The organism is Nocardioides turkmenicus, assembly GCF_011045035.1.
In the GTDB taxonomy this organism is placed as follows: domain Bacteria; phylum Actinomycetota; class Actinomycetes; order Propionibacteriales; family Nocardioidaceae; genus Nocardioides; species Nocardioides turkmenicus.
Genome location: NZ_JAALAA010000034.1, coordinates 12,024 through 36,789, shown reverse-complemented (window position 1 = coordinate 36,789; position 24,766 = coordinate 12,024). Strand labels below are relative to the sequence as shown.

The following is a 24,766-nucleotide window of genomic DNA, read 5'->3' as shown; positions in this document are numbered from 1 at the left end:
CCCGTCGAGACCGACCTCCCCGGCGTCACCGGCCCCGCCGCCCCCGGCAAGGTCAAGGGCACGCTCGAGGGCAACCGCGCGGTCTTCACCTGGTCCGGCGTCCCCGGCGCGACCGGCTACAAGTGGGTCGGCGACAACTCCACCAGCGGCAACGTGAGCCAGCCCAAGGCGGTCGTACGCCTCCACGGCGCCAGCAAGGTCTGCATCCAGGTCCGCTCCCTCAGCGAGAACGGCAACGTCTCCCAGGGCGCCGCTCAGGCCTGCGTCAGCAAGTAGGCAGGCCTGAGCGAGCCTCAGAGCCCCTGCCAGTCCGGCTTCCCGGCGTAGACCTCGCGGTAGTAGTCGCGGCGTACGAGGCGGGAGGCGGCAGCCTCGTCGAGCAGCACGGAGACGTGGCCGTGGAGCTGGAGGACCGAGGCCGGGCAGGTCGCCGAGACCGGGCCCTCGACCGCGGCTGCGACCGCCTCGGCCTTGCCCTCGCCGGTGGCGAGGAGCAGCAGGTGACCGGCTCGGGTGATGGTGCCGAGCCCCTGGGTGAGTACGTGGTGCGGCACCGCGTCGGGCGATCCGAAGAAGCGGGCGTTGTCCTTCCGCGTCCTGGCGGTGAGCGTCTTGATCCGGGTCAGGGAGGCCAGCGACGAGCCGGGCTCGTTGAAGGCGAGGTGACCGTCGGAGCCGATGCCGAGGATCTGCACCTCGATCCCGCCGGCCGCGACGATCGCCGCCTCGTAACGCTCCCCGGCCGTCGGCAGCGTGTCCTCGGTCGGGTCGGGCCCGTGGACCCGCTCGGGCGGGATGCCGATCGCGTCGGTGAACTCCCGCCGGATGGTCGCAAGGTAGGACTGCTCGTGGCCGTCGGGGAGCCCGACGTACTCGTCCAGGTTGAACGTCTGCACACCCTCGTAGGACGGCCCGCCCCCTGACCGGGCACGCCGGATGAGCTCCTCGTACGTCGCCAGCGGCGTCGAGCCGGTGGCCAGACCGAGCACCGCAGGGGTGCCGGCGGCCGCCCGGCGGCGTACGACGTCTTCGATGGTGTCCGCGGCGAGGGATGCCACCTCGGCGGCGGTGTCGAGGACAACTACTTCCATGTCAGTCCTTCGTCGGGGTGATCGGAGCGATCGGGGTGATCAGGGCGGCGCCGATGGCGGCGACGGGTGCGGACGAGACCACGCGCAGACGCGAGGCGAGCTCGAGGGAAGCCAGGAACGGCGAGGTCTCGGCCTGCTTCGCCAGCGCGACCGCGATCGCCTCCCGCAGCGGCTCGCCGACGGCGGCGACCCCTCCGCCGATGACGACCCGTTCGGGGTCGACGGCGAGGGCGAGGGCGCGTACGGCCGCGGCGACGCCGTCGGCGAACCTGTCCCGGACCGTGACGGCCGCCGGGTCGCCCGCTGCGGCGGCCGCGAAGAGCGCCGCGGCGGGGTGGCCGGTGGTCGTCGGCCAGGCGGCCGCCAGCGCGGCGCCCGAGGCGACGAGCTCGAGACAGCCGCGCTGCCCGCACCCGCACACCGGGCCCTCCGGGTCGACCGGAAGGTGTCCGACCTCGCCGGCGGCGCCGTGGAAGCCGCGGCGGAGCGCCCCGCTGAGGTAGAGACCGGCGGCCAGCCCGGTGCCGAGGGAGAGGTAGACCAGGTCGTCGACGTCCTCGACCGCGTGGGCGCCGAGGGTGGCCGCGTTGGTGTCGTTCTCGAGGGTGACGACCGCCCCCGTCCGCGCGCCGAGGAGCGCCGCGAGCGGGAACGCCTCGCCGTCCAGGCCCAGGTTGACCGCATGCTTCACGGTGCCCGCTCGGGTGTCGACGATGCCCGGGATGCCGACCCCGATCGAGCTGATCTCGCCACCCTCGAGCGTCTCGCGCAGGCTCGCGACCACCGCGGCCGCGCTCTTCACGACGCCCTCGGGGCCGGGCGTGGTGGCGGCACGGTCCTCGGCCAGCACCGCGCCGTCGGGGCCGATGGCGATGCCGTGGATCTTGGTGCCGCCGATGTCGAGGCCGATCCGTGAGCCGTTCACTTGTCCCAACCCGCTCGTCGAAGGATCTCGGTCACGGCCGCCACGCCGGGCAGCGAGTAGCCCTGCGGACACAACCGTGGCACCGCCGCCCCGTCGTACGTCCCGGGCCACCCCCACTCCACCAGCACCGCCGCGCCCCGCAGCTCGGCCACGGTCCGGCCGACCTCGGGACGCCGGTGGGCGTCGCGTACCTGCACGATCAGCGGTGCATCGGGGAACTCGGGGAGCGGGTCGCCGGGGCGGACGACGAGGTCCGGTGGCAGCCCCCAGGGCACGTCGCCGACGGCGATGTTGGCCTCGGTGTCGACGGTCACCACTCGGGCACCGGCAAGATCCGGGATCCCGGTGAGGTCACTGGCCGCGGCGAGCGCACGGCGGGCTCCCTCGACCGAGCGCTCCTCGAACCGCGGGTCGAGCTCGCCGTCGGTCCCCTGCCGCGCCGCGGTGCGGTCGGCGAGGTCGGCGAGCATCCGGTCGACGCGCGCGACGGCGTCCTGGAGCCGCTCCAGCGCGAGGTCACCGGACTCGACCGCGGCCACGATCGCGGCAGCCGTCTCGTGGACCAGCGAGGTGGGCTTGTCGGGGCCGAGGAGGAGCAGGTCGGCACCTGCCTGGAGCGAGAGCACCGCGGCCGCCGGGATGCCTCGGGGCTCGGAGGCGCCTGCCATGTCGAGGGCGTCGGAGACGATCGGACCCTCGTAGCCCAGCTCGCGCAACAAGCCCAGCACCGGCGCCGAGAGCGTGCCCGGCAGTTCCGGGTCCAGCGCCGGCACGACGATGTGGGAGGTCATCACCGAGGCCGCACCGGCGTCGGCCGCCGCCAGGAACGGGACCAGCTCACGCTCGCGGAGCGTCGCCAGGTCGGCGTCGAGGACGGGAAGATCGACATGGCTGTCCTGTCCGGTGTCGCCGTGGCCGGGGAAGTGCTTGACGCAGGCGGCGACCCCGGTCGACTCCAGGCCCTTCACCCACGCCGCCACGTGCTTGGCCGCGACGCCCGCGTCGCGGGAGAACGACCGGGTCGCGATCACCGGGTTGTCGGGGTTGGAGTTCACGTCCGCGACGGGAGCCAGGTCGAGGTTGATGCCCGCGCGAGCCAGCCGCACCCCGATCGCCCGGCCGGTCTCCTCGGTCAGCGCCAGGTCGTCGGCCGCACCGAGCGCTGCTGCACCGAGCACGGAGGACCCGGTGAGCGCCTCGAGCCGGGTGACGTCACCACCCTCCTCGTCGATGGTGATCACCGGGGTCCAACCGCCCTCGGCGGAGGCGGACCGGATCTCGGCCGAGAGGCTGCGTACGGACTCCTCGCCGGCGGCCGTGTTGCTGCCGAACAGACAGATCCCGCCCAGGCCGGCGCGGAGCAGGTCGGCGTAGTCGGCGGGCAGCGTCGCGCCGGCGAACGCGGGCACCTGGACACGAAGAGCCAGGGTCTCGACGGCGGTCTCAGGGGGCATCACGACACCCCCAGCTCTCCGGCGAGGACGAGCACCGCGGCGCCGACGATGACGACGTCCTCGCCGAGCGTCGACGTACGGAACTCGAGCGGCTCGCCGCTGACCGGCATCGTCCGCTCGCGGATGATGCGGTCGGCGGTCTCGCGCAGCGGTCCGTCGAGCAGATCGGCCGGTCCGGAGAGGACCAGCTCGTGAAGGTTGAGGGTTCCGACCACAGGCGCCAATGCCTTTCCAAGGTGTTCTCCGGCTTCCACGAGCGCGTCGTCGTGGGCCGTCTCGAGGCGTTCCCGCAGACGCGGGACCGCGAGGAAGGTCTCCAGGCAGCCGGTGCGACCGCATGCGCACAGCGGGCCCTCGGGGTCGACCGTCACGTGCCCGACCTCACCGGCCGCGTCCACGAACCCGTGGAGCAGAGCCCCTTCGAGCACGAGCCCCGCACCGACACCGGTGCCGACCCGCACGAGCATGAGGCCGCCGTCTCCGGACTGGCCGAAGGTGTACTCCCCCAGCACCGCCGTGTTGGCGTCGTTGGCGACGTACGTCGGTCGGCCGGTCTCGCGGTGCACCTGCTCGGCCAGGGCGACATCGGTCCAGCCCAGGTTGGGCGCGGCGACCACGGTGCCGTCGGCCGAGACGACACCGGGGCTGCCGATCCCGATGCCGAGGATCGGTCGCTCGGTGCTCGCGATCAGCTCGGTGACGATCTCCTTCACCAGCCGGACCGCATCGCTTCCGGTGCGTCCCTCCCGGCACCTGGTGGTGTGGTGGACGACGTCGCCGGTCAGGTTGAGGACGGCTCCGGCGACCTGGTCGTCACCGGAGACGTCGATGGCGACGATGTGCCGCGAGTCGGCGGCGAGCCCGACCAGCATCGGCGGCTTCCCGACCCGGCTCTCGACCGGCGCCCCGAGCTCCTCGACCAACCCGTCGTCGAGCAGGCTGCCGACCAGATCGGAGACCGTCGCCCGGGTCAGGCCGGAGGCTCGAGCCAGATCGGCGCGGCTCGCAGGCCCCACCGCGAAGAGGTGCTGGAGCACCAGAGAACGGTGATGGCGCCGCGCATCCTCCTGCAGCAATTTCCCGATCGGCCGCAACGTACGGCGCCTCGCCTTGGACATGTTTGTTAGTCCATCGTACTTATTAATGATGCGTCAAGTCGACGCGGCGAATTTGCCCACCCCGCGGGCAGAAAACGGCACATCGTCGCTCAGACGATGGCCGCGAGCTGCGCGCGGGTCGGGACGTACGGCTCGATCCGGAGAGCCATGTGGGCCTCCTCGGGTGTGCGATTGCCCTTGCGGCCGTTGCACTTGCCGCAGGCCGCGACGGTGTTCATCCACGTCCATCTGCCGCCGCGGGACTGTGGCAGCAGATGGTCGATGGTGCGGGCGTGGCCGCCACAATAGGCACAACGATGATGGTCGCGCTTGAGCACTCCCTCGCGGGAGTAGCCGGCCGGCCGGTACATCCAGTGCATGGCGATGTAGCGCACCAGCCGCACCGCCTTGGGCCATGGATGCGGCCCGATCATCTTGTCGCCCTGTTGCTCGTGGACCACCGCCACCTCACGGAACAGCATCCGCACGGCGTGCTTGAAGGAGACCCTCCCGAGCGGCTCGAAGGAGGCGTTATACAGGGTCACGGCGCCCATGGTCGTGGTCATAATCGGTTACCTCCCAGGAGAGTCGGATAGAGATCGCGTGCAGATCGGACGGAAGCGCTGGACAGAAACAAAAAGGGCCGCCCCGACGAGACAGACATGTCTCGCAGGAGCGGCCCGGAGTGATCCGGTGCGGCTATGCACCCAGGTCACTGTCGGCTCCCGCGGGCATGAGGGTCGCGCTCGTGCGCAGCGGTCAGCGACCACGCCGCCGGGGCGGTGGTCGAGTGCTGCGTGCTCATGCGTGGGCCCTTCAATTGGTCAGGTCTATTTCGCCCGGTGGCGATACCGGGTGCTACCAGAATAGAGCGAACACCCGTCAGCCACCAACGGTTTTCGCAGGTCAGGAGCGTGTCTTTCCGGTTAACTACGCCCGACGTACGCCGTTTGAGGCTGTTAGCGCGACCTGCTTGCCGTCCCGGAGCCGCGGGATCAGCGCCTCGCCGACGCGGGCGACCTCGGTCCGGTAGGGCGTGTCCGAGAGGACGAAGTGGGTCACGCCGAGCTCCCGATAGCGACCGAGCGCGGCGGCGACGTCGTCCGCGGAGCCGACCAGCCAGGTGGTGCCGGCGCCACCGCCTCCATACCGCCCGGGCGCGGTGTAGAGGCAGTCGTCGAGCACGTCGCCGCGGTCGGCGAGGTCGAGAAGGCGACTCTGCCCGACGGCCGCCCGTCCGCTGCGCCGGAACTCGCGGTCGCCGACGTTGTCGGCCATCCGGCGCACCTTCTCCTCGGCGTCACGCCAGGCCTCCTCACGGGTGTCGCGGATCAGCGTGGTGATCCTCAGCCCGAACTCGAGCGGGGCGAGATCACGCTCCAACGACCGCTCGAGGCCGCGCAGGCGCTCGATCCGCTCGGCGATGCCGTCCAGCGGCTCACCCCAGAAGAGCTGCACGTCCGCCTCGGTCGCGGCCACCGCCTCGGCCTCCGGGGAGGCGCCGCCGAAGTAGAGCCGTGGATGCGGGCGGGTGTCGGTGGCGTACGGGCGCGGGGTGATGGTTGAGCCGGCGACCTGGAAGTGGTCGCCGTCGAAGGTGACGTCCTCCTCGGTCCACAGCCGTCGCACCAGCCGCATGAACTCCTTGGTGCGGGCGTAGCGGGCGGCGCGCGACTCCTCGCGGTCACCGTAGGCGGCGAGGTCGTCCTGGCCGGAGACGATGTTGACCCGCACCCGGCCGCGGCTGAGCTGGTCGAGGGTCGCGGCCGACGTGGCGAAGTTGGCCGGACGCCAGTAGCCGGGGCGGATCGCGATGAGCGGCTCGAAGGTCGTGGTCCGCGCGGCCAGGGCCGTCGCGACCGTGAAGGTGTCGGGTCTCCCCCAGCTCGTGCCGAGCAGCGCGCCGGTCCAGCCGGCGTCCTCGACGGCCTCGGCGAGCCCGACCTGGTAGTCGAGGGTCCCGTAGCCCTCCTCGGCCGAGGCGGTGTCGCCGCGGTGGCCGGTCTCGACGAAGTTGGGCAGGTACCAGAGGAACTCGGGGGCGTGGGGGACGGTCATTCCGGACTCCTTCGTGAGGTCTGCTCATGAATGTTAATCGACTTTATCGACTATTCGTCGCGTATCCGTGGATGAACACAGGCTCAGCCAATGAGCCAACTCGGGGTATGGTCCGGGCATGGGCCTGACCTCTGCCGAGTTGATCGACCTCGTCCTCGACGCCGGGACCTGGACGTCGTGGGACACGCCGCCGTCGTACGGCGAGATCCCCGAGGCGTACGCCGCCGACCTGGCGCGCGCCCGCGAGCGCGCCGGGACGGACGAGTCGGTGGTCACCGGCGAGGCCCGGATCGCGGGACGTCGCGTGGCTGTGGTGCTCTCCGAGTTCCGGTTCCTGGCGGGATCGATCGGGCGTGCGTCGGCCGAGCGGCTGATCGCAGCCGTGGAGCGGGCGACGCGCGAGGGACTGCCGCTGCTGGCCGGTCCGGCCTCGGGCGGCACCCGGATGCAGGAGGGCACGCCGGCGTTCGTGCAGATGGTGCGCATCGCCGAGGCGGTCACCCGTCACAAGGCGGCCGGCCTCCCCTACCTCGTCTACCTGCGCCACCCCACCACCGGCGGCGTGATGGCCTCCTGGGGATCGCTGGGCCACGTGACCGTCGCCGAGCCCGCGGCTCTCCTCGGCTTCCTCGGGCCGAAGGTCTACGAGGTCCTCAACGGCCGTCCGTTCCCCTCCGGCGTGCAGGTCGCGGAGAACCTCTTCGCTCACGGCCTCGTCGACGGCGTCGTACCTCCCGACGAGCTCGCCGGGCTCGTCGACCGGGTCCTGGGGATCCTGGCCCTCCGTCCCCCCGCTGGTCGAGCCGCGAGCGCCAGCGAGCGTGTCGAGACCAACACAGTCCCCTCGAGCACGGACCCGACCGTGTCGGTCTCGACACGCTCGGCCGCAGGCGGCCTCGCGGCTCGACCAGCGGACGTCGACACCTGGGACGCGATCACCCGTTCCCGACGGACCGACCGGCCGGGCGCCCGGGCGCTGCTCCGGATCGCGGCCGCGGACGTCGTCCCCCTCAACGGCACCGGCCAGGGCGAGCGCGACCCGGGCCTGATCATCGCGCTGGCGCGGTTCGGGTCGGCACCGTGCCTGGTGCTGGCGCAGGACCGGCGGGAGCAGGCGCACCAGCCGCTCGGCCCGGAAGGGCTGCGCGAGGCGCAGCGCGGGATGAAGCTCGCCGCAGGCCTCGGGCTCCCCGTCGTCACCGTCATCGACACCCCGGGCGCCGCACTCTCCCCGGAGGCCGAGAACGGCGGCATCGCCGGCGAGATCGCGCGTACGTTGGGAGCACTCGTCAACGTCGAGACCCCGACGCTCAGCCTGATGCTGGGCGAGGGCAACGGTGGCGGCGCGCTCGCCTTCCTTCCCGCCGACCGGGTGGTCGCCGCCCAGCACGCCTGGCTCTCCCCGCTGCCGCCGGAGGGCGCGAGCGCGATCGTCCACGGCGACTCCGACCACGCGGCCGAGATGGCCGAGGCCCAGCGGGTGCTCGCCGTCGACCTCCAGCGGATCGGCGTGGTGGACCGGATCGTCGTGGAGTCCCCCGACGCCGCCGACGAGCCCGAGGCGTTCTGCCGCCGGGTCGGCACGGTCCTCGAGGACGAGCTGCTCGCGCTGCTGACCTCGGGCCCCGGCGAACCGACCGCTCGCGCCGCTCGTTACGCGGGCTGAGGACGTACGCGGGAGATCTGCGGACACGCACCACGAACTCCGCCACGATGGGTGGGCTCGTCACGAGCCCAGCAACCCCCACACTCGATCGGAGTTTCTCGTGCCTCAGATCAAGCGTCTTCTCACCCTCGCCGCCGCGACCTCGCTCGCCGCGACCCTCCCCCTCCTCGGCACCACGCCCGCGCAGGCCCAGGACGGGAGCTTCAGCGCGCTGACGTACAACATCGCCGGCCTGCCGGAGTTCCTGTCCAGCGCCCCGACACCTCGCAAGAGCGCCACCAACGAGATCGGCCGGCGGATCGCCGGGTTCGACATCGTCAACGTCCAGGAGGACTTCAACTACCACGCCTACCTCTACGAGACCGACGTGCACGCCCACCGCACGCCGACCTCGGGCGGGGTGCCGTTCGGGAGCGGGCTGAACAGCCTGCACCACCAGCCGTACCAAGCCCTCGACCGCGTCACCTGGGACGACTGCTGGATCAACCAGGCCGACTGCCTGACCCCGAAGGGTTTCACCTTCCACCGCGCGCAGATCGCCCCGGACACCTGGGTCGACGTCTACAACCTGCACGCCGACGCGGGCGACGACAGCCTCGACGAGGCCGCTCGTCGCGGCAACCTCGAGCAGCTCACGGCGTACATCTCCGAGCACTCCGCCGGCAACGCCGTCCTGGTCATGGGCGACACCAACACCCGCTACACGACCGAGGGCGACCGGATCTCCGACTTCGCCGCCGCGAACGGCCTCACCGACGCCTGGGTGGAGCTGGTACGCGGCGGCGACGAGCCCGACCGTGGCAGCCCTGCCCTGGGCTGCCCGAGCTCGAACCCGCCGGCGGAGTGCGAGGTCGTCGACAAGGTGCTCTACCGCGACGGTGGGGGCATCGACCTGAGCGCCACGTCCTACCGCAACCTCGACGCCGACTTCCGCGAGGACGGCTCGGGGCTGATGCTCTCCGACCACTTCCCGATCGCGGTCGACTTCAGCTGGGCCAGCAACTGATCGGCTGACCCCTTGCGCGGGGGCTGAACACGTGTTTAGCATTGAACATGCGTTCAGCCCCTGCCGATCCGAGCACCCGCGAGCGAATCCGCGACGCGGCCGTGCTGCGGTTCGCTCGTGAGGGCTTCGGTGCCTCGGTCCGGTCGATCGCCACCGACGCCGGGGTCAGCCCGGCCCTGGTGATCCACCACTTCGGCTCGAAGGACGAGCTACACGCGGAGTGCGACGAGGCGGTGCTCGCCGAGATCCGGGCAGCGAAGAACGAGACGATCGACGAGCTCGCGTCGGGCCAGAGCATCCTGCACCGGTTCGCCGCCGCGGACGAGTACGCACCGATGCTCGGCTATGTCATCCGCTCACTGCAGGACGGCGGGCCGGTCGGGCGCACCTTCATCGAGCAGATGATCGAGGACGCCGTCGGCTACACCAAGCACGGCGTCGAGGCCGGACTGATCAAGCCCAGCCGGGACGAGGCGGCCCGTGCCCGCTACCTGGTCCTCTCCGCCCTCGGCACGCTCATGCTCGAGATCAACCTCAACCCGCCCAAGGACCCGAGCGACATCAGCGGCATGGTGCGCGGCTTCCTGGCCACGAGCTACCTCCCGATGATCGAGCTCTACTCCGAGGGCTTCTTCACCACCCGCCGGATGCTCGACGAATACCTGCTCTACGTCCCGGACCCGCCGCAGGACACCGCCACGGAGCCCGCGTCCGAGTGACGCCCAGCCCGTCGGCGTACGTCCTCCTGTCCTCCCAACGCGGAAGCGAGTTTCCATGTCCGACAACACCCCCGCGGTCGAGATCGCGGGCCTGCACAAGTCCTTCGGCTCCTTCAAGGCGCTCAACGGCCTCGACCTGACCGTCCGGCCCGGCCAGGTGGCCGGTTTCCTCGGCCCCAACGGCGCCGGCAAGTCCACCACCATCAAGATCCTGCTCGGGCTGCTGCGCGCCGACGCCGGCACCGCCCGCCTCTTCGGCGGCGACGTCTGGCGTGACGCGGTCCAGCTGCACAAGCGGATCTCGTACGTCCCCGGCGACGTGTCGCTGTGGCCCAACCTCACCGGTGGCGAGTGCATCGACTACCTCACCCGCCTGAAGCCGGGCGGCACGGCCCGCCGCAGGGCACGCAAGGCCGAGCTGCTGGAGCGGTTCCAGCTCGACCCGACCAAGAAGGCACGCACCTACTCCAAGGGCAACCGGCAGAAGGTCGCCCTGGTCGCCGCGTTCCTCGACGAGTCCGACCTCTACATCTTCGACGAGCCGACCTCCGGCCTCGACCCGCTGATGGAGGCCGTCTTCACCGAGTACGCCAGGGAGGCCAAGGCCGAGGGCTCGTCGGTGCTGCTGTCCAGCCACATCCTCAGCGAGGTCGAGAAGGTCTGCGACACCGTCACGATCATCCGTGCCGGGGTCGCGGTCGAGTCCGGCACGCTCGACGAGCTGCGCCACCTGACCCGCTCCTCCGTCGTCGCCACCATCGGCGGCGACCCGTCCGCGCTGAGCGGGCTGCAGGCCGTCAACGATCTGGAGACCAGCCAGAACGGCGCCGGCACCCGGGTCGCCTTCGACGTGGACAACCACGCGGTCGGCGAGGTCATGAAGACCCTGACCGACCTGGACGTACACGGCCTGACGGTCACCCCGCCCTCGCTCGAGGAGCTCTTCATGCGCCACTACGGCGACGTCATCGAGACGGAGGACGCGCGATGAGTGTGCTCGCTCCGGCCATGCCGCGGCGTACGCCCCTGGACTCCTTCGCCGGCACCTGGCACCTGACCCGGTTCATGCTGCGGCGCGACCGCGTCCGGCTGACGGTCTGGACGGTCTCGCTGCTCGCGCTGTACGCCTACTTCGTCACCGCACTGAGCACCGTCTACCCCACAGCCGAGGATCGGCAGGGGCGCGCGGACCTGATGCAGCAGCCGGCATCGGTGTTCCTCGGCGGGCCGAACTACGGGCTCGACGACTACACGATCGGCGCCATGTTCGCCAACGAGATGACGCTGTGGATGATCGCGCTCCTCGGAGTCATGAACATGTTCGAGGTCGTCCGCAACACCCGCGCGGAGGAGGAGAGCGGACGCGCGGAGCTGGTCCGCTCCGGCGCGGTCGGACGGCACGCCGCCGTCGCCGCCTCGCTGCTGACGGTCGTCATCGTCAACGTCGTCTTCGCGGTGCTCGGGAGCGCGCTGCTGGTCTCCGCGGGTGACCTCGCGGTCGAGGACACCTTCGCGCTGTCGACCGCGATCGCGGTCAGCGGCCTGGTCTTCGCCGCGGTCGCCCTGGTCACCTCGCAGCTGACCACGCACGGGCGCGGTGCCACCGGCCTCGCCCTGGCGGTGCTCGGCGTCTCGGTGCTGGTGCGCGGCATCGGTGACCTCCAGGCCGGGCCCGGCGAGCACGGCACCTGGCTCTCGTGGCTCTCCCCGATCGCATGGACGCAGCAGATGCGGGCGTACGTCGACCTGCGCTGGTGGCCGCTGGCGCTGAGCGTCGTGACGGTCCTCGTGCTGCTCGCCCTCGGGGCCTTCCTGGCTTCGAAGCGCGACTTCGACGGGGCGCTGCTCGCCGGCGGCTCCGGCCGGGCCCAGGCCAGCGGGATGCTCTCGTCCCCGCTCGGCATGGCCTGGCGCCAGCAGCGTACGGCTCTGTTCTGGTGGTTCCTCGGCACCTTCGTGATGTTCGGGGCGACCGGCACCTACCTCGGCGAAGGCGTCGAGGACATGGTCAAGGACCTCGCCGCCGCCAACCCCGAAGCGGCCAAGATGTTCGGCGACGACCCGCTCACCGGCTTCCTGGCAGTCATGATCCTGTACGCCGCGCTGGCCGCCTCCGGCTACGCGATCGCCACCACGCTCCGCGCCAAGTCGGAGGAGACCGAGGGCCGGCTGGAGATCACGCTGGCCAAGCCGGTCTCGCGCAGTCGCTGGTTCGCCGCGCACCTCGTGGTCGTGGCCGTGGGCGCGCTCGTCCTCACCATGATCTCGGGCGCCCTCGCGCTGTGGGTGGGCGCGCTGGTCAACGGCGAGGTCGAGGTCGAGACGTTCCTGAAGGGCGGCGCAGCGTTCCTGCCGGCCGTCGCGGTCTTCATGGCTCTCACCGCGGCCCTCTACGCCTGGATCCCCAAGATCACCCCGGTCATCTGGGCCCTGTTCGCGTTCACCTGCATCACCGGGATGTTCGGACCGCTCTTCGACCTCCCCGACGCCGTCTCCGGCATCTCACCCATCTGGTGGGTCGGCCGCTACCCGCAGGAGCCGATCGAGGCCTCGCACATGATCGGCCTCAGCGCCGTCGCGCTGGTGCTGCTGGTCGCCGCCTTCCTCGGCTTCCGCCGCCGGGACATCCCCGCCTGACCCCAACCGCGGCCGAGGCGTCACGTACGCCGGTCGAGTGGGCACCTGAGTGCCCACTCGACCGGCGTTGCTGACGTCTCGGCGAGGTCAGAACAACAGGGCCGTGCTCGGGTCGCCGACGATCCTGGCCACGTCGGCGAGGAAGCGGGAGCCGGCCTCGCCGTCGATGTGGCGGTGGTCGAAGCTGAGGGCGAGGGTGCAGACGTCGCGGGGCTCGATGCGCTCGTCGTCACCGGTGCCGACCACCCAGGGCTGGCGCTTGATCGCGCCGACGGAGAGGATCGCGGACTCGCCCGGGTTGATGATCGGGGCGCCGCCGTCGATGCCGAACGGGCCGATGTTGGTGATCGTGAACGTGCCGCCGGCCTGGTCGGCCGGCGGGGTCTTCCCGGTGCGGGCGACGTCGGTGAGCTCGTTGATCGCGGCCCCGAGCTCGACCAGGGACATCCGGTCGGCGCCCTTCACGTTCGGCACCTGGAGGCCCCTGGGGGTGGCCGCGGCGATGCCGAGGTTGACGTACTCCTTGAACACGATCTCCTGGGCGGCCTCATCCCACCAGGAGTTGATGATCGGCGTACGTCGCATCGCCAGGAGCGTCGCCTTGGCCACGATCAGCAGGGGGCTGACCCGGACGTCGGCGAAGTCGCGGTTGGCCTTGAGGCCGGAGACCAGCTCGGAGGTGCGGGTGACGTCGACCGTCGTCCAGATGGTCACGTGCGGCAGCGTGAACGCCGAGTCGACCATCGCCTGACCCATCTGCTTGCGCAGGCCCTTGATCGGCTCACGACGCTCACCACCGGTCGACGTGGCCGGGGTCTCCGACGGGGCCGGGGCGTTCGCCAGCGCCTCCAGGTCGGCCGTGGTGATCACCCCGTCCTCGCGCTCCGGGGTCACGGTCGCCAGGTCGACACCCAGGTCCCGCGCCAGCTTCCGGGCGGTCGGCTTGGCCAGCACACCGGTGCCGGCGGCGGCTGCCGGCGCGGAGACGGTGCGGTTGCGGCGTACGACCGCGTCTTCCTTGGAGCCGTACCCAACCAGCGTGAGCGGCTGCTCGTGCTCGTCGGCGGCAGTGTCGGTCTCGGCACCGCTCGCGGGTTCGGCCTGCGGGGCTGACGCCTCGGCCTGCGGGGCTGACGTCTCGGGCGACGGGGCTGACGGCACGACGGAGTCACCGATACGGATGATCGGCGTGCCGACCTGGATCTCGGTGCCGACCTCGACGAGGAGCTCCTGGACCACGCCCGCGTAGGGCGAGGGGAGCTCGACGACGGACTTGGCGGTCTCGATGTCGCAGACGGGGTCGTTGACCTTGATGACGTCGCCGACGGCGACGTGCCACTCGACGATCTCGGCCTCGGTGAGCCCCTCGCCGACGTCGGGCAGCTTGAACTCGTGGGAGGTCACCATGCGAGGCTCCTGTCGACGGCGTCGAGGACCCGGTCGAGATCGGGGAGGAAGTACTCCTCCGCCCTCGCCGGCGGGTAGGGCGTGTCGAACCCGCCCACGCGGAGCACCGGCGCCTCCAGCGAGTGGAAGCAGGTCTCGGTGATCCGGGCGGCGAGCTCGGCGCCGAGGCCGAGGTTGACGTGGGCCTCGTGGACGACGACCGCCCGCCCCGTACGCCGCACCGACTCGTAGACCGGGGCCATGTCGAGTGGAGAGAGCGTGCGCAGGTCGATCACCTCGAGCGACTTGCCCTCCCCCGCAGCCGCCTCGGCGGCGGTCAGCGCGGTCTTCACGGTGGGCCCGTACGCCAGCACCGTCACATCCGAGCCGGCCCGCAGAACCCGCGAGGCGAACAGCGGACCAGGGGTCGCCTCGACGTCGATCTCGGCCTTGGTCGAGTGGTAGAGCCGCTTCGGCTCCAGGAAGATGACCGGGTCGGGATGTGCGATCGCCTGCTGGATCATCCAGTAGGCGTCGACCGGCTCCGAGCAGGCCACGACCTTGAGCCCGGGGGTGTGCGCGAACTGCGCCTCCGGCGACTCGCTGTGGTGCTCCACGGCCCCGATGCCGCCGCCGAACGGGATCCGGATGACCATCGGCATCGCGACCCGCCCACCACTCCGGTAGTGGAGCTTGGCCACCTGCGACACGATCTGGTCGTAGGCCGGGTAGACGAACCCGTCGAACTGGATCTCCACCACCGGCCGGTAGCCGCGCAGAGCGAGCCCGACCGCCGTGCCGACGATGCCCGACTCTGCCAAAGGCGTGTCGACGACGCGGGCCTCGCCGAAGTCCTTCTGCAGCCCGTCGGTGATCCGGAAGACACCGCCGAGCCGGCCGATGTCCTCGCCCATCAGGACGACCTTGTCGTCGTCCTCCATCGCCCGCCGCAACCCCGCGTTGAGCGCCTTCGCCAGCGTCATCTTGGTCATCGCGAGGCCCCCTCGAGGTCGAAGGAGGAGAGGTACGCCGCGTAGCCGTCACGCTGCTCCTGCAGCTCGGGCGGCAGCTCGGTGTAGACGTTGTCGAAGAGGCGTACGGGATCCGGCTCGGGCAGGGCGTGGATGCCGGCGCGGAGACGCTCGCCGAGCTCGTCGGCCTCGGCCTCCACCTTGGCGAAGAAGGAGGTCGAGGCGCCGCCGCCGCGGCGAAGGTAGGCCTCCACCCGGGCGATCGGGTCCTTGAGCTTCCAGGCCTCGACCTCGTCGGAGAGCCGGTAACGCGTCGGGTCGTCCGTGGTCGTGTGGGCGCCCATCCGGTAGGTGTAGGCCTCGATCATCGTCGGCCCGCCACCCTCTCGGGCCCGCTTGAGCGCCGACTTCATCACCTCGTACGTCGCCAGCACGTCGTTGCCGTCCACGCGGATCCCGGGGAAGCCGAAGCCCTGGGCGCGCTTGTAGAGCGGCACCTTGACCATCTGCTCGACCGGCTCGGAGATGGCCCACTGGTTGTTCTGGCAGAAGAAGACGACCGGGGCGTTGTAGGACGCCGCGAAGACCATCGCCTCGTTGACGTCGCCCTGCGAGGAGGCACCGTCGCCGAAGTGGGCGACGACCGCCATGTCGCGGGTCGGGTCACCGGTGCCGACCAGGCCGTCCATCTGCACGCCCATCGCATAACCCGTCGCGTGCAGCGTCTGGGCGCCGATGACGATCGTGTAGAGCCCGAAGTTGTGCTCGTCGGGGTCCCAGCCACCCTGGTCGGTGCCCCGGAACAGTCCGAGCAGCTGCATCGGGTCGACGTCGCGGCACCAGGCCACGCCGTGCTCGCGGTAGGTCGGAAAGACGAAGTCCTGGGGTGCGAGCGCGCGGGCCGCGCCGATCTGCGCAGCCTCCTGGCCCAGCAGCTGTGCCCACAGGCCCAGCTCGCCGTGGCGCTGCAGCGCGGTGGCCTCGACGTCGAGGCGGCGGGTCAGCACCATGTCGCGGTAGAAGCCGCGTACGGCCTCGTCCTCAGGTCGGTCGGGTGAGAACTCGAAGTCCGGGTGCGAGACCCGTTCTCCCTCGGGGTTCAGCAGTTGCACCATGTCGGTGTGGCTGGGACTCGGATCCAGAAATTCAGTCATCACGCTTCCTTCACACGGGGTGGGGTTGCCACCGCTGGCTATGCCGATCACGGACTTGTGATCCGTGGCACATCGGCATAGCCACACGGTACCCGCCCGGCGTGAGGGAAGGGGGCTCAAGCGAGCGCGAAGACCCGGATCACCAGGTGCGGTCGTTCACGAACTCGGCCGGCCGGAAGCGTACGTAGCGTCCCTCGCCGTGCCGCTCGGCGGCAGCATCGAGCGCCTCCGCGGTAGCGGCGATGCCCCAGCGTCCGGTGTCGAGCCGGTGCTCGACGGCCTCGACCGCGGCGAGGTCCTCGGCGACGGAGAAGACACAGTGGCCCACGGCGTCGACGTAGGCCTGGCGCAGCAGTGAGGAGTTGCCGGCCTCGCGCACGGTCTCGGCGTACTCCTCGTGGTACTCGACCGGCGCCAGCACGTCGACGAGGGTGTGGGTCGCGAGCACCGGCACCTGCAGGTCGCCGGTCGGCACCGAGGTCCGGCTCATCCAGCGCAGGCCGTCGGCGTCGGGTTCGATGTCGGCGGTCCGGGTGAGCCGGCGGAGGTCGGCGCCCAGGTCCAGCCCCGCGCCGCGATAGAGGGCCTGGACCTGGTCCTGCTGGGCGGACCGGCGCAGCAACTGCTGGTAGTCGACCCCGGCGGTCCAGCCGCTGTCGCCTCCGGCCGCGTTCACGATGGCGCTGCGCCGCCGGATCACCTCGGGCAGCGTCGTACGGACCAGCTCGGCCTGCGCCGCGGCCAGCTCCTCGGGGTCGTCCTGGTCGACGCCCGGCAGCTCGGTCGGTGTGTTCAGCAGCGCCGCGACCAGCGCGACCCGGGCACGTCCCTGCGCGCTGCCCGCCGCCTCGTCGAGCGCCTTCGCGATCGTGTCGACGGTCGCCTGCGACTCATCGGGCGAGGTGAACCCGACCAGCGGGACGTCGGCGTCCGGCGCGAGCAGCCGCACCGCGGCGTACGCGGCGTCGAGCTGGTAGTTGTTGAGGGCCACGCCGCCGCCCACGAGCCCGCAGGTGCTGACCGCGGCGTCCACGCCGGCATCCGGACGCTCGGCGATCAGGCTGGTGACGAGGCCGCCCATCGACCGGCCCATCGCGATCACCCGCTCGGAGTCCCCGGCCTCGGCCTCGAACGCCGTCAGCGCGTCGATCTGGTCCTGCACGGCGGTGCCGAGGGCCCAACCGGTGGTGGCGTACGACGAGGCGACCACCGCCGTGCCGCGGTCGACCAGCGCCTGCGCGGTCGGCGCGAAGCCGGTGTCCCAGGCGGGATTCTCCGAGCCCATCCGGAAGCCGTGGGAGAACAGGACGGTCGTGCCGTCCCAGTTCTCGGGCACCTCGGCCTGCCAGGTGGTTCCGTTGGGCAGCGAGCCGGTGAGCGTGGTGGACGCGGTGTCGGCAGCCGCCGCGGGGCCGAGCGATGAGGCGACCAAGCCGGCGCACAACGAGGCGGCGAGGGTTAGCGATCGAGTGAGGCGCACGAGCCATCTCCTTTGACGAAACCTGATTGACAGGATTCCTGTTGATTTTGGAGACGGCCTTCACCGCTGTCAAGGGCACCATCCACAAACACCCCATAGACAGCTAAGCAAGCGCTTAGTAAGTTGGACGCGCCCGCCCCAGCTCAGGAAATGAGGAACCGATGACTCGATATGCCCGGGTGGAGTCGCTCAAGAGCGACCTCGGAGTGGCTGGTCTGGTGGACCTCCCGGCGCCACGGCTCGACGATGGTGAGGTGCTCGCCCGGATCGAACGCTTCGCCCTCACCACGAACAACATGACCTACGCGGTCTACGGCGATGCCCTGGGCTACTGGAACCTGTTCCCGGCCGAACAGGTGGGGTACGGCTGCATGCCGGCCTGGGGGTACGTGGAGATCGTCGAGTCGAAGGCGTCCGGCGTCCCCGTGGGGACACGGATCTTCGGCTACTTCCCCATCGCGACCCACCTGACGATGCGACCCACGAAGGTCACCTCCCGCAGCTTCGTCGACGGCGCCGGCCATCGCACCGGGACGCCCGAGGTCTACAACCTCTACGAGCTCCAGCCCCGAGAGACCGATCCGCACCAGGACAGCCTGACCGCGCTCTACCGCCCCCTGTTCATCACCTCCTACACCGCCGCGGACTACCTGCGCGACCGTGACTTCTTCGGCGCCGAGCAGTTCGTGATCTCGAGCGCCTCCAGCAAGACGGCGTACGGCACCGCCCACTCCCTCGCCGACTCACCGGCACCGAAGATCGCACTCACCTCCGCCCGCAACGTCGGCTTCGTGAACCGCCTCGGTCTCTACGCCGCGGCCCATGAGTACGCCGACCTGACGGCCGTCGACGCGACCAAGCGCACCGTCTACGTCGATCTCTCCGGCGATCCTGATCTGCGCCGCCGGGTCCACGAGCACCTCGGCGACCAGCTCGCGTACGACTGCCTCATCGGGTCGACCCATGCCGACGCGCTGCCGGAGGAGGACGACAGCCTCGCCGGTCCGGCTCCGGTCTTCTTCTTCGCGGCCCTCCAGCTCGACGCGTACAAGGCCGAAGGCCGGTCGCGCGCGTTCATGGAGCGCTACCGACGCGACGAGCGTGCCTTCCTCGAGCTGGTGGGACGCCCGGATCGGCCGGCCATCACCCTGATCGAGCACGCCGGCCTCGAGGACGCCCCGTCCGTCATCGCCGGCTTCCACGACGGGTCGACGGACCCTGCCGCCGGCCACGTCTTCATCCCCGACGCGGGGTGAGCTCAGAGCGACTCGCGCCCGTGCGGCTCGTCCCAGCCGGAGAGGTCGGGGCCCGCGGGGACGATCTGCGTGGGGTTCAGATCGGTGTGGACGATGTAGTAGTGGTCCTTGATCTGCGGGAAGTCGAGGGTCTCGCCGATCCCGGGGGTCTGGTAGAGGTCGCGCGCGTAGGCCCACAGCGCGGGGAACTCGACGAGCTTCTGCCGGTTGCACTTGAAGTGGCCGTGGTAGACCGCGTCGAAGCGGGCCAGCGTCGTGAAGAGCCGGATGTCCGACTCGGTGAGCTGGTCGCCGACCAGGTAGCGCTGTCCCGAGAGCCGCTCCTCGAGCCAGTCGAGGGCCACGAAGAGGCGTGAGTACGCCGCGTCGTACGCCTCCTGGGAGCCCGCGAAGCCACACCGGTAGACCCCGTTGTTGACCTCGGTGAAGACCCGCTGGTTGACCTCGTCCATCTCCTCGCGGAGGTCCCGCGGCCACAGGTCCGGAGCGTCGTCGGCGAAGAAGTCGGTCCACTCGTGGAAGAAGTCGTGGGTGATCCACGGGAAGTCGTTGGTGACGACCTTGCCGGACGACTCCTCGACGATCGCCGGCACGGTGATGCCGCGCGGATAGTCCGGGTAGCGCTTGAAGTAGGCCTGCTGCAGCCGCTCGATCCCGAGCACCGGGTCGACGCCGCCGGGGTCGAGATCGAAGGTCCATGACCGGGCGTCGTGGGTGGGACCGGCGAGGCCGAGCGAGATGACGTCCTGGAGCCCGAGCAGGTTGCGCACGATGATCGCCCGGTTGGCCCACGGGCAGGCGGCGGCCGCGATCAGCCGGTAGCGGCCGGGCTCGACCGGCCACAGCGGCACGTCGGTCGGCCCGAACTCAGGTGTCCGCGCGTCCCGCGTGATCCGGTCCGGGATGTAGTTCATGTCCCGGTTGAACTCGTTGCCGGGCTGGATGTAGGTCGCCTTCTCGCCCATGAGGATCACCCTAGAGGTTGAGTTGAATCCTGAACCAGCGAGGCCACGAAGTCGAGCTTGTCCAGGACCGCGGGCGGGATGACGAAGGGGTAGAGGTCGTCGTGGCCCATCGACCGGTTGATCACGTTCAGCGCGGCCGAGAGCGGCACCCAGATGTCGGTGACGACCTGCCGGAACGGCATCTCGGCGGGCACCGGATCGGTGAGCCCGTACGCCGCCGCCGACCCGAGCGTGTCGCGGATGTGCAGGTAGTGGGCCCAGGTCTCGGCGAAGTCCTCGAAGGGGTGCATCGTGGCGTACGTCGAGATGTAGTGCTCCGTCCAACCGTCGGGCGGCCCCTGGGAGTAGTGGCGCCGCAGCGACTCCTGGTAGGAGACCGACTCGTCGCCGAAGACCTCGGTGCACCGCCGCATCAGCTCGGGCCCCCGGACCAGCTGCCACTCGTAGTAGTGGCCGACCTCGTGACGGAAGTGGCCCAGCAGGGTGCGATAGGGCTCGTCGAGCGTCGCCCGGACGTGCTCCCGGTAGACGTCGTCGGACTCGGCGAGGTCGATGGTGATCACCCCGCTGTCGTGCCCGATGACGACGTCGGCCGTGGAGGCGATGCCGTCGCTGGCCAGCAGGTCGAAGGTGAGCCCCTCGGCCGGGTCCTCGGCCTTCGTGCGGATGCCGAGACCGAGGGTGTCGAGCTCGACCACGAGATGTCGTTTGGCCTGCTCAGCCAGGGAGTACTGCTGCTGGACGAACTCAGGCGCGGCGTCGTTGGGCCGGGTGCGGGTCAGCCCGCAGGAGAAGCAGATCCCGCCCTCGATGCGGGCCAGCCAGGTGCACCCGGTCTCGAGGGTGTTGGCGCAGACCCACCAGATGTAGCCGTCGCTGTCGACGTACCTGCCCTCGGGCGAGACCGGGACGATCTCGCGCTCCTCGCGCGAGTAGGCCAGCCGGGTGCCGCAGGAGACGCACGCCGAGTTCTCGAAGTAGAGAAGGTTGCCGCACTCCCTGCAGGTGAACGCTTGCATGCCACCATCTTCGGCCGTCTCAGGCCGTCCCCCAGCTCCCGACGCGCCACTCGCCGTCCTCGCGGACCAGGACGACGACCATCGACTCGTCCGGGACGGGACCGTCCTCGGCGGTGTAGGAGATCGCGACCGTGACACGCGCGGTGTCGCCCTCGATGTCGGGCTCCCCGAAGACCAAGGTGCGGCTGACCGCGCGCGGGTTGGGGTCGGCGTAGGTCCGTTTCCCCTCGGCGGCGTCGATCATCGCGCTGGCGCCGCCACCGTCGAGGAGCTCGTCGCCCTCGTCGGAGGCCAGCTCGTAGAGGGTGGTGACCGAGGTGGTCTCCATGAACTCACGACTGACCTCGGCCGGGGTCGAGCCGCGGGTCAGCAGCCAGAGGCTGAGCGCGATGAGAGCCGCGACGACCACCAGCGCTCCGGAGATGCGCACTCCGCGACGCCAGCGGCTGCCGCGGGTCACGATGCTCGCCCGCCGCGGAGGCTGTCCCACGAGCAACACCGTAACTTCACTCCTGCTGGTCGGGGGCCACATCGACGGAGACGGTCAACGTCGAGGTGGTCGCTTCGGTGTAGATGACCCCCTTCACAGGAGGCACATCGGCATAGTCGCGACCCCAGGCGACGCTCAAGTAGCGATCGTCGGCCCTGGTGTCGTTGGTCGGGTCGAGGGCGAGCCACTGGCCCGTCCCCGCGCCGCTCAGCTGGGGCACCCACACCTCCACCCAGGCATGGGAGGCATCGGCTCCGACGAGCCGCGGCTTCCCCGGCGGAGGAGTGGTGGCGAGGTAGCCGGAAACATAGCGGGCCGCGAGCCCGTGCGCTCGCAAACAGGCCAACATCAGGTGGGCGAAATCCTGACAGACGCCACCTTCGGCCGTGAAGATCTCCGGGATCGTCGAGGTGACCGTCGTGGCCGTGTCGTCGTAGTCGAACCCGCCGTGGATCCGGTGCATCAGATCCTCCGCCGCCTCCACGACCCCGCGCCCCTCCGTCAGCGAGACGGCACCGAAGTCGTACGCCTCCTGGGTGTGCTCGACGAGCGGCGAGGCCACTGCCAGGTCGGCCGCCCGCCATGCACCCGGGAGGCTCGGGTCGACCAGCGGCCGCGCCCGCTCCCACGGCTGGTCGAAGCTCGTCTCGTCATAGACGGGGGTGCTGACGTCGACCTCGGAGACCGCCGTGATCTCGAGCAGCTGGTGGGGCTCGAGGACCTGGAAGTACGTCACCGTGTTGCCGTAGAAGTCGACGTCGGACGACTGGTCCGCGGGTGCCGGGTTGATCCGCACCTCAGCCTTCGCGACATGCTGATGAGGCAGCTCGCGCGGAGTGACATGGGCGATCCCGAACGAGTTCGTGACGTCCTCGTCGTAGGAGTAGGTCGTCGTGTGGCTGACCGTGTATCTCATCCGCGGACCGCCGAGAGAACGTTGAGGAGCTGGGGTGCCGGGCCGGTCGCGAAGTGGACGTCGCTCATGGCGTCGGCGAGGCGGACGAGCTGGGCGTGGACCTGGTCGAGGAAGGACTCCAGGTTGGGGCGGCCGACGCCGCCGATGGCGACGAGGCCGGCGACCTCGGTGCGGTCGAGCATGTCCGTGATGTCGTCGAGGAGCCGCTCGGGGCGGGAGGAGCCGGTCGAGCCGGGGAGCTTGGTGAGGTGGAGCCGCAGCTCGTCGAGGCAGAAGGCGAGGGAGCGGGGGTTGTCGCGGTCCATGATGAGCAGGTCGAGCACTCCCCCGGTGCGTACGTAGCCCCGGTAGCGGCGGCGGTGGGTGACCGCCGACTCGGCGGAGACGAGCACCGCGTTGAGGACCGCGCGGTCGACCTCCAGGCCACGGCGGACCGTCGTGGTCGCGCGGAGCAGGAGGCAGATCTGCATCGCTCGCTCCAGGAAACGGCCCAGCCGGATCGAGTGGTAGCCCTCGTCGCGGATCATGCTCGCCACGATCCCCTGCATCGCCAGGATGCCGTGCAGCATCTCGGCTCCCGACTCGGCGATCTGCAGCGAGTGCGGGTTGCTCCGGAGCTCCTCGGCCGCACGGTCGGTCGAGGAGAAGATCCGCCACATGTCGGGGCTGAGCTGGTCACGTACGTCGGTCAGGGCCTGGCGCATCCCGGCCAGCGACTGCGCCGCCGACCCCGGCCGGTCGGCGTCCAGGAGCATCGACCGGAACTCGGCGTCGATATCGGCATCCGCGTCGCCACGGCCGGCCAGCCGGTCGAGCGCGCTCAGCATGACCTCGAGGCTGACGCCTCCGGACGTACGCGGCCTGGTCCTGAAGTCCTCCGCCAGCACGTGCGTCGCCAGGATGAGCCGGATGAGGTCCTCGGCGCGCTCCGCGTAACGACCGGACCAGTACATGTCCTCGAGCGCGCGCGGGACGAGCACGGTGACCGAGCGGGTATGGGTCATCGGGAGCACGTCGGCCAGGCCCTGGTCGGCGTCCTGCGGCGACTCCTTGAGCACCCAGACGTCCTTGCTGCAGGGCGGTAGCCCGGTCCCGTCGGCTCGGATCGAGGCGAGGCCGCCGACCAGCGGCCGGTAGGCGGAGCCGTACCTCAGGGAGAAGGTGCGCAGCGTCAGTGGTCGGCCGACCGCGCCGCGCCCCTCGACCCAGGTCGGTGCCCGGGAGAGCGTGATCTGCTCCTGACCCACATAGCGGTAGGGGTCGGTGGCGATCCTGGCGCGCAGCTCCTCAGGGGTGCCGGCGACGATGGTGCCCTCCAGCGTCCGCACCACCAGGTCGTCGGTGGCCAGCCGCCGCTCGACCTCCGCACGCTGGGCCGGGTCGCCGCACCACCAGGTGCCGATCGAGCCGAGCCGCAGCGGCTCCCCGAGCAGCGCCTCGCAGGCGGCGGGGAGGTAGGGAACGAGGCCGGGGTTCTCGAGCACGCCGGCACCGAACCCGTTGACCACGCGCACGTTGCCGCGGCGTACGGCCTCGATCAGGCCGGCCACGCCGAGCTGGCTGTCACCACGCAGCTCGAGCGGGTCGGACCAGGTCGCGTCGACGCGGCGCAGGATGACGTCGACCCGCTCCAGGCGGTCGCCGTGGCCACGCATGAGGACCTCGCCGTTGCGTACGGTCAGGTCGGCCCCCTGGACCAGCGGGAAGCCGAGCGTCGAGGCGAGAAATGCCTGGTCGTAGGCGGTTTCCGAGTGGGTGCCCGGGGACAGGACGACGACCCGAGGGTCGGCCTGATCGCCGGGTGCCGACTCGAGGAGGGCCGATCGCAGGGCCGCGAAGTAGGGCTCCATCCGGTGCAGCCCGGCGTCGCGATGGAGCTCGGGGAGCACGCGGCTGATGACGCGGCGGTTCTCCATCGCATAGCCGATGCCGCTCGGTGCCTGGGTGCGGTCGGCGAGCACGCGCCACTCACCGTCGCGGGTGCGGCCGAGGTCGGCGGCGGCCAGGACGAGCGGGCGCGGGTCGTGGTTGCTGGCGCGGGCGGTGACGCGGTGGAAGCCCTGATGGCCGAAGATCACCGCGGCCGGGACGATCCCGTCCTGGAGGAGGCGCTGCGGCCCGTAGAGGTCGACGAGGACCGCGTTGAGCAGCTCGGCGCGCTGGGCCAGGCCGACCTCGAGAATGCGCCACTGCGCGGGATCGATGACGAGCGGCACCGGATCGAGCCGCCACGACTCGGGCTTCGCACCGGGACGGAGGTAGGTGACCCCGTCGTCCGCGAGGAACCGCTCGACGTCGTGGCTGATCCGGCTCAGTGTCGCCGGCGTGATCGAGACGGCGGTCTCGGCCATCGGCTTCCAGGCCGGGCGCAGGGTGCCGTCGGGCCCGACGACCTCGTCGTAGGGCTGGTCGGGAGCGTCGCGGAGGCGGAGGGCGTCGGCGTATTCGCGGAGGACGGTCACCGCACCACTCGCCG

The 24,766-nt window shown here is 70.8% G+C and carries 22 protein-coding genes; 7 read left to right on the top strand and 15 right to left on the bottom strand.

What is annotated here, in order from left to right; genetic code table 11:
* The coding region (locus tag G5C66_RS24905; RefSeq protein WP_206444533.1) for a hypothetical protein at positions 1-276 on the top strand (276 nt) is incomplete at its 5' end.
* Between the two features lie 17 nt (positions 277-293).
* Here the strand turns inward: G5C66_RS24905 and nagB are convergent.
* From nagB to G5C66_RS24875, 6 genes are all read right to left on the bottom strand, one after another.
* Positions 294-1,091, bottom strand: a complete 798-nt coding sequence (gene nagB, locus G5C66_RS24900) for a glucosamine-6-phosphate deaminase (RefSeq protein WP_165114334.1) — start codon at positions 1,089-1,091, stop codon at positions 294-296.
* A 1-nt stretch (position 1,092) separates the two neighbouring features.
* Complete coding sequence (locus G5C66_RS24895; protein WP_165114332.1) at positions 1,093-2,016, bottom strand: ROK family protein; 924 nt, start codon at positions 2,014-2,016, stop codon at positions 1,093-1,095.
* Entirely contained in the window at positions 2,013-3,470 is a 1,458-nt protein-coding gene (locus G5C66_RS24890; RefSeq protein WP_165114330.1) for a glycoside hydrolase family 3 N-terminal domain-containing protein, read from the bottom strand. The genes G5C66_RS24895 and G5C66_RS24890 overlap by 4 nt, the downstream gene beginning before the upstream one ends.
* Complete coding sequence (locus tag G5C66_RS24885) at positions 3,470-4,588, bottom strand: ROK family transcriptional regulator (RefSeq protein ID WP_165114328.1); 1,119 nt, start codon at positions 4,586-4,588, stop codon at positions 3,470-3,472. Before G5C66_RS24885 ends, G5C66_RS24890 begins: the two co-directional genes overlap by 1 nt.
* 89 nt (positions 4,589-4,677) lie before the next feature.
* The gene (locus G5C66_RS24880) at positions 4,678-5,133 is read right to left on the bottom strand and encodes an HNH endonuclease (RefSeq protein WP_241248841.1); all 456 of its coding nucleotides are present in this window, start codon (positions 5,131-5,133) and stop codon (positions 4,678-4,680) included.
* A 364-nt stretch (positions 5,134-5,497) separates the two neighbouring features.
* The gene (locus G5C66_RS24875; RefSeq protein WP_165114326.1) at positions 5,498-6,625 is read right to left on the bottom strand and encodes an LLM class flavin-dependent oxidoreductase; all 1,128 of its coding nucleotides are present in this window, start codon (positions 6,623-6,625) and stop codon (positions 5,498-5,500) included.
* A gap of 118 nt (positions 6,626-6,743) precedes the next feature.
* Here G5C66_RS24875 and G5C66_RS24870 point away from each other — a divergent pair, with 118 nt between their 5' ends.
* The 5 genes from G5C66_RS24870 to G5C66_RS24850 all read left to right on the top strand — a co-directional run bounded on the left by G5C66_RS24870 (position 6,744) and on the right by G5C66_RS24850 (position 12,653).
* Positions 6,744-8,291 carry a carboxyl transferase domain-containing protein gene (locus tag G5C66_RS24870; RefSeq protein WP_165114324.1) on the top strand — a complete coding sequence of 516 codons (1,548 nt, stop codon included), beginning with the start codon at positions 6,744-6,746 and terminating at the stop codon, positions 8,289-8,291.
* 100 nt (positions 8,292-8,391) lie between these two features.
* Positions 8,392-9,297 (top strand): exonuclease/endonuclease/phosphatase family protein, encoded by a 906-nt coding sequence (locus G5C66_RS24865; protein WP_165114321.1) that lies wholly within the window; start codon positions 8,392-8,394, stop codon positions 9,295-9,297.
* A gap of 47 nt (positions 9,298-9,344) precedes the next feature.
* Entirely contained in the window at positions 9,345-10,016 is a 672-nt protein-coding gene (locus G5C66_RS24860) for a TetR/AcrR family transcriptional regulator (RefSeq protein ID WP_165114318.1), read from the top strand.
* 55 nt (positions 10,017-10,071) lie between these two features.
* The gene (locus G5C66_RS24855; protein WP_165114315.1) at positions 10,072-11,007 is read left to right on the top strand and encodes an ABC transporter ATP-binding protein; all 936 of its coding nucleotides are present in this window, start codon (positions 10,072-10,074) and stop codon (positions 11,005-11,007) included.
* A complete protein-coding gene (locus tag G5C66_RS24850) occupies positions 11,004-12,653 on the top strand; it encodes an ABC transporter permease (RefSeq protein WP_206444531.1) in 1,650 nt (549 codons plus the stop codon). Before G5C66_RS24855 ends, G5C66_RS24850 begins: the two co-directional genes overlap by 4 nt.
* An 87-nt stretch (positions 12,654-12,740) precedes the next feature.
* Here G5C66_RS24850 and G5C66_RS24845 read toward each other — a convergent pair whose 3' ends face one another.
* From G5C66_RS24845 to G5C66_RS24830, 4 genes are all read right to left on the bottom strand, one after another.
* On the bottom strand, positions 12,741-14,060 hold the full coding sequence (locus G5C66_RS24845; RefSeq protein ID WP_165114313.1) for a dihydrolipoamide acetyltransferase family protein: 1,320 nt from the start codon (positions 14,058-14,060) through the stop codon (positions 12,741-12,743).
* On the bottom strand, positions 14,054-15,031 hold the full coding sequence (locus G5C66_RS24840; RefSeq protein ID WP_165114310.1) for an alpha-ketoacid dehydrogenase subunit beta: 978 nt from the start codon (positions 15,029-15,031) through the stop codon (positions 14,054-14,056). The genes G5C66_RS24845 and G5C66_RS24840 overlap by 7 nt, the downstream gene beginning before the upstream one ends.
* Entirely contained in the window at positions 15,028-16,164 is a 1,137-nt protein-coding gene (gene pdhA, locus G5C66_RS24835) for a pyruvate dehydrogenase (acetyl-transferring) E1 component subunit alpha (protein WP_165114307.1), read from the bottom strand. Before pdhA ends, G5C66_RS24840 begins: the two co-directional genes overlap by 4 nt.
* Positions 16,165-16,303: 139 nt before the next feature.
* Positions 16,304-17,644: an alpha/beta hydrolase family protein gene (locus G5C66_RS24830; RefSeq protein ID WP_165114304.1), complete on the bottom strand. Its 1,341-nt coding sequence runs from the start codon at positions 17,642-17,644 to the stop codon at positions 16,304-16,306.
* Between the two features lie 161 nt (positions 17,645-17,805).
* Here G5C66_RS24830 and G5C66_RS24825 point away from each other — a divergent pair, with 161 nt between their 5' ends.
* Complete coding sequence (locus tag G5C66_RS24825) at positions 17,806-18,900, top strand: DUF2855 family protein (protein WP_165114302.1); 1,095 nt, start codon at positions 17,806-17,808, stop codon at positions 18,898-18,900.
* 2 nt (positions 18,901-18,902) lie between these two features.
* On the opposite strand, the gene G5C66_RS24820 is transcribed toward G5C66_RS24825, so the two are convergent.
* The 5 genes from G5C66_RS24820 to G5C66_RS24800 are packed head-to-tail and all read right to left on the bottom strand — an operon-like array spanning position 18,903 to position 24,752.
* A complete protein-coding gene (locus tag G5C66_RS24820) occupies positions 18,903-19,865 on the bottom strand; it encodes a glutathione S-transferase family protein (RefSeq protein WP_165114299.1) in 963 nt (320 codons plus the stop codon).
* A 5-nt stretch (positions 19,866-19,870) separates the two neighbouring features.
* Positions 19,871-20,884 (bottom strand): zinc-binding metallopeptidase family protein, encoded by a 1,014-nt coding sequence (locus tag G5C66_RS24815; RefSeq protein WP_165114296.1) that lies wholly within the window; start codon positions 20,882-20,884, stop codon positions 19,871-19,873.
* Between the two features lie 19 nt (positions 20,885-20,903).
* On the bottom strand, positions 20,904-21,374 hold the full coding sequence (locus G5C66_RS24810; RefSeq protein ID WP_165114294.1) for a nuclear transport factor 2 family protein: 471 nt from the start codon (positions 21,372-21,374) through the stop codon (positions 20,904-20,906).
* A gap of 16 nt (positions 21,375-21,390) precedes the next feature.
* Positions 21,391-22,290, bottom strand: a complete 900-nt coding sequence (locus G5C66_RS24805) for a transglutaminase family protein (protein WP_165114291.1) — start codon at positions 22,288-22,290, stop codon at positions 21,391-21,393.
* Positions 22,287-24,752 carry a circularly permuted type 2 ATP-grasp protein gene (locus tag G5C66_RS24800; RefSeq protein WP_165114288.1) on the bottom strand — a complete coding sequence of 822 codons (2,466 nt, stop codon included), beginning with the start codon at positions 24,750-24,752 and terminating at the stop codon, positions 22,287-22,289. Before G5C66_RS24800 ends, G5C66_RS24805 begins: the two co-directional genes overlap by 4 nt.
* Positions 24,753-24,766 lie beyond the last annotated feature (14 nt).

Coding starts and splice junctions, on each gene's coding strand:
- nagB (WP_165114334.1), bottom strand. CDS start 1,091: ATGGAAGTAGTTGTCCTCGACACCGCCGCCGAGGTGGCATCCCTCGCC.
- G5C66_RS24890 (WP_165114330.1), bottom strand. CDS start 3,470: ATGCCCCCTGAGACCGCCGTCGAGACCCTGGCTCTTCGTGTCCAGGTG.
- G5C66_RS24885 (WP_165114328.1), bottom strand. CDS start 4,588: ATGTCCAAGGCGAGGCGCCGTACGTTGCGGCCGATCGGGAAATTGCTG.
- G5C66_RS24880 (WP_241248841.1), bottom strand. CDS start 5,133: ATGACCACGACCATGGGCGCCGTGACCCTGTATAACGCCTCCTTCGAG.
- G5C66_RS24875 (WP_165114326.1), bottom strand. CDS start 6,625: ATGACCGTCCCCCACGCCCCCGAGTTCCTCTGGTACCTGCCCAACTTC.
- G5C66_RS24870 (WP_165114324.1), top strand. CDS start 6,744: ATGGGCCTGACCTCTGCCGAGTTGATCGACCTCGTCCTCGACGCCGGG.
- G5C66_RS24860 (WP_165114318.1), top strand. CDS start 9,345: ATGCGTTCAGCCCCTGCCGATCCGAGCACCCGCGAGCGAATCCGCGAC.
- G5C66_RS24855 (WP_165114315.1), top strand. CDS start 10,072: ATGTCCGACAACACCCCCGCGGTCGAGATCGCGGGCCTGCACAAGTCC.
- G5C66_RS24850 (WP_206444531.1), top strand. CDS start 11,004: ATGAGTGTGCTCGCTCCGGCCATGCCGCGGCGTACGCCCCTGGACTCC.
- G5C66_RS24845 (WP_165114313.1), bottom strand. CDS start 14,060: ATGGTGACCTCCCACGAGTTCAAGCTGCCCGACGTCGGCGAGGGGCTC.
- G5C66_RS24840 (WP_165114310.1), bottom strand. CDS start 15,031: ATGACCAAGATGACGCTGGCGAAGGCGCTCAACGCGGGGTTGCGGCGG.
- pdhA (WP_165114307.1), bottom strand. CDS start 16,164: ATGACTGAATTTCTGGATCCGAGTCCCAGCCACACCGACATGGTGCAA.
- G5C66_RS24825 (WP_165114302.1), top strand. CDS start 17,806: ATGACTCGATATGCCCGGGTGGAGTCGCTCAAGAGCGACCTCGGAGTG.
- G5C66_RS24820 (WP_165114299.1), bottom strand. CDS start 19,865: ATGGGCGAGAAGGCGACCTACATCCAGCCCGGCAACGAGTTCAACCGG.
- G5C66_RS24815 (WP_165114296.1), bottom strand. CDS start 20,884: ATGCAAGCGTTCACCTGCAGGGAGTGCGGCAACCTTCTCTACTTCGAG.
- G5C66_RS24805 (WP_165114291.1), bottom strand. CDS start 22,290: ATGAGATACACGGTCAGCCACACGACGACCTACTCCTACGACGAGGAC.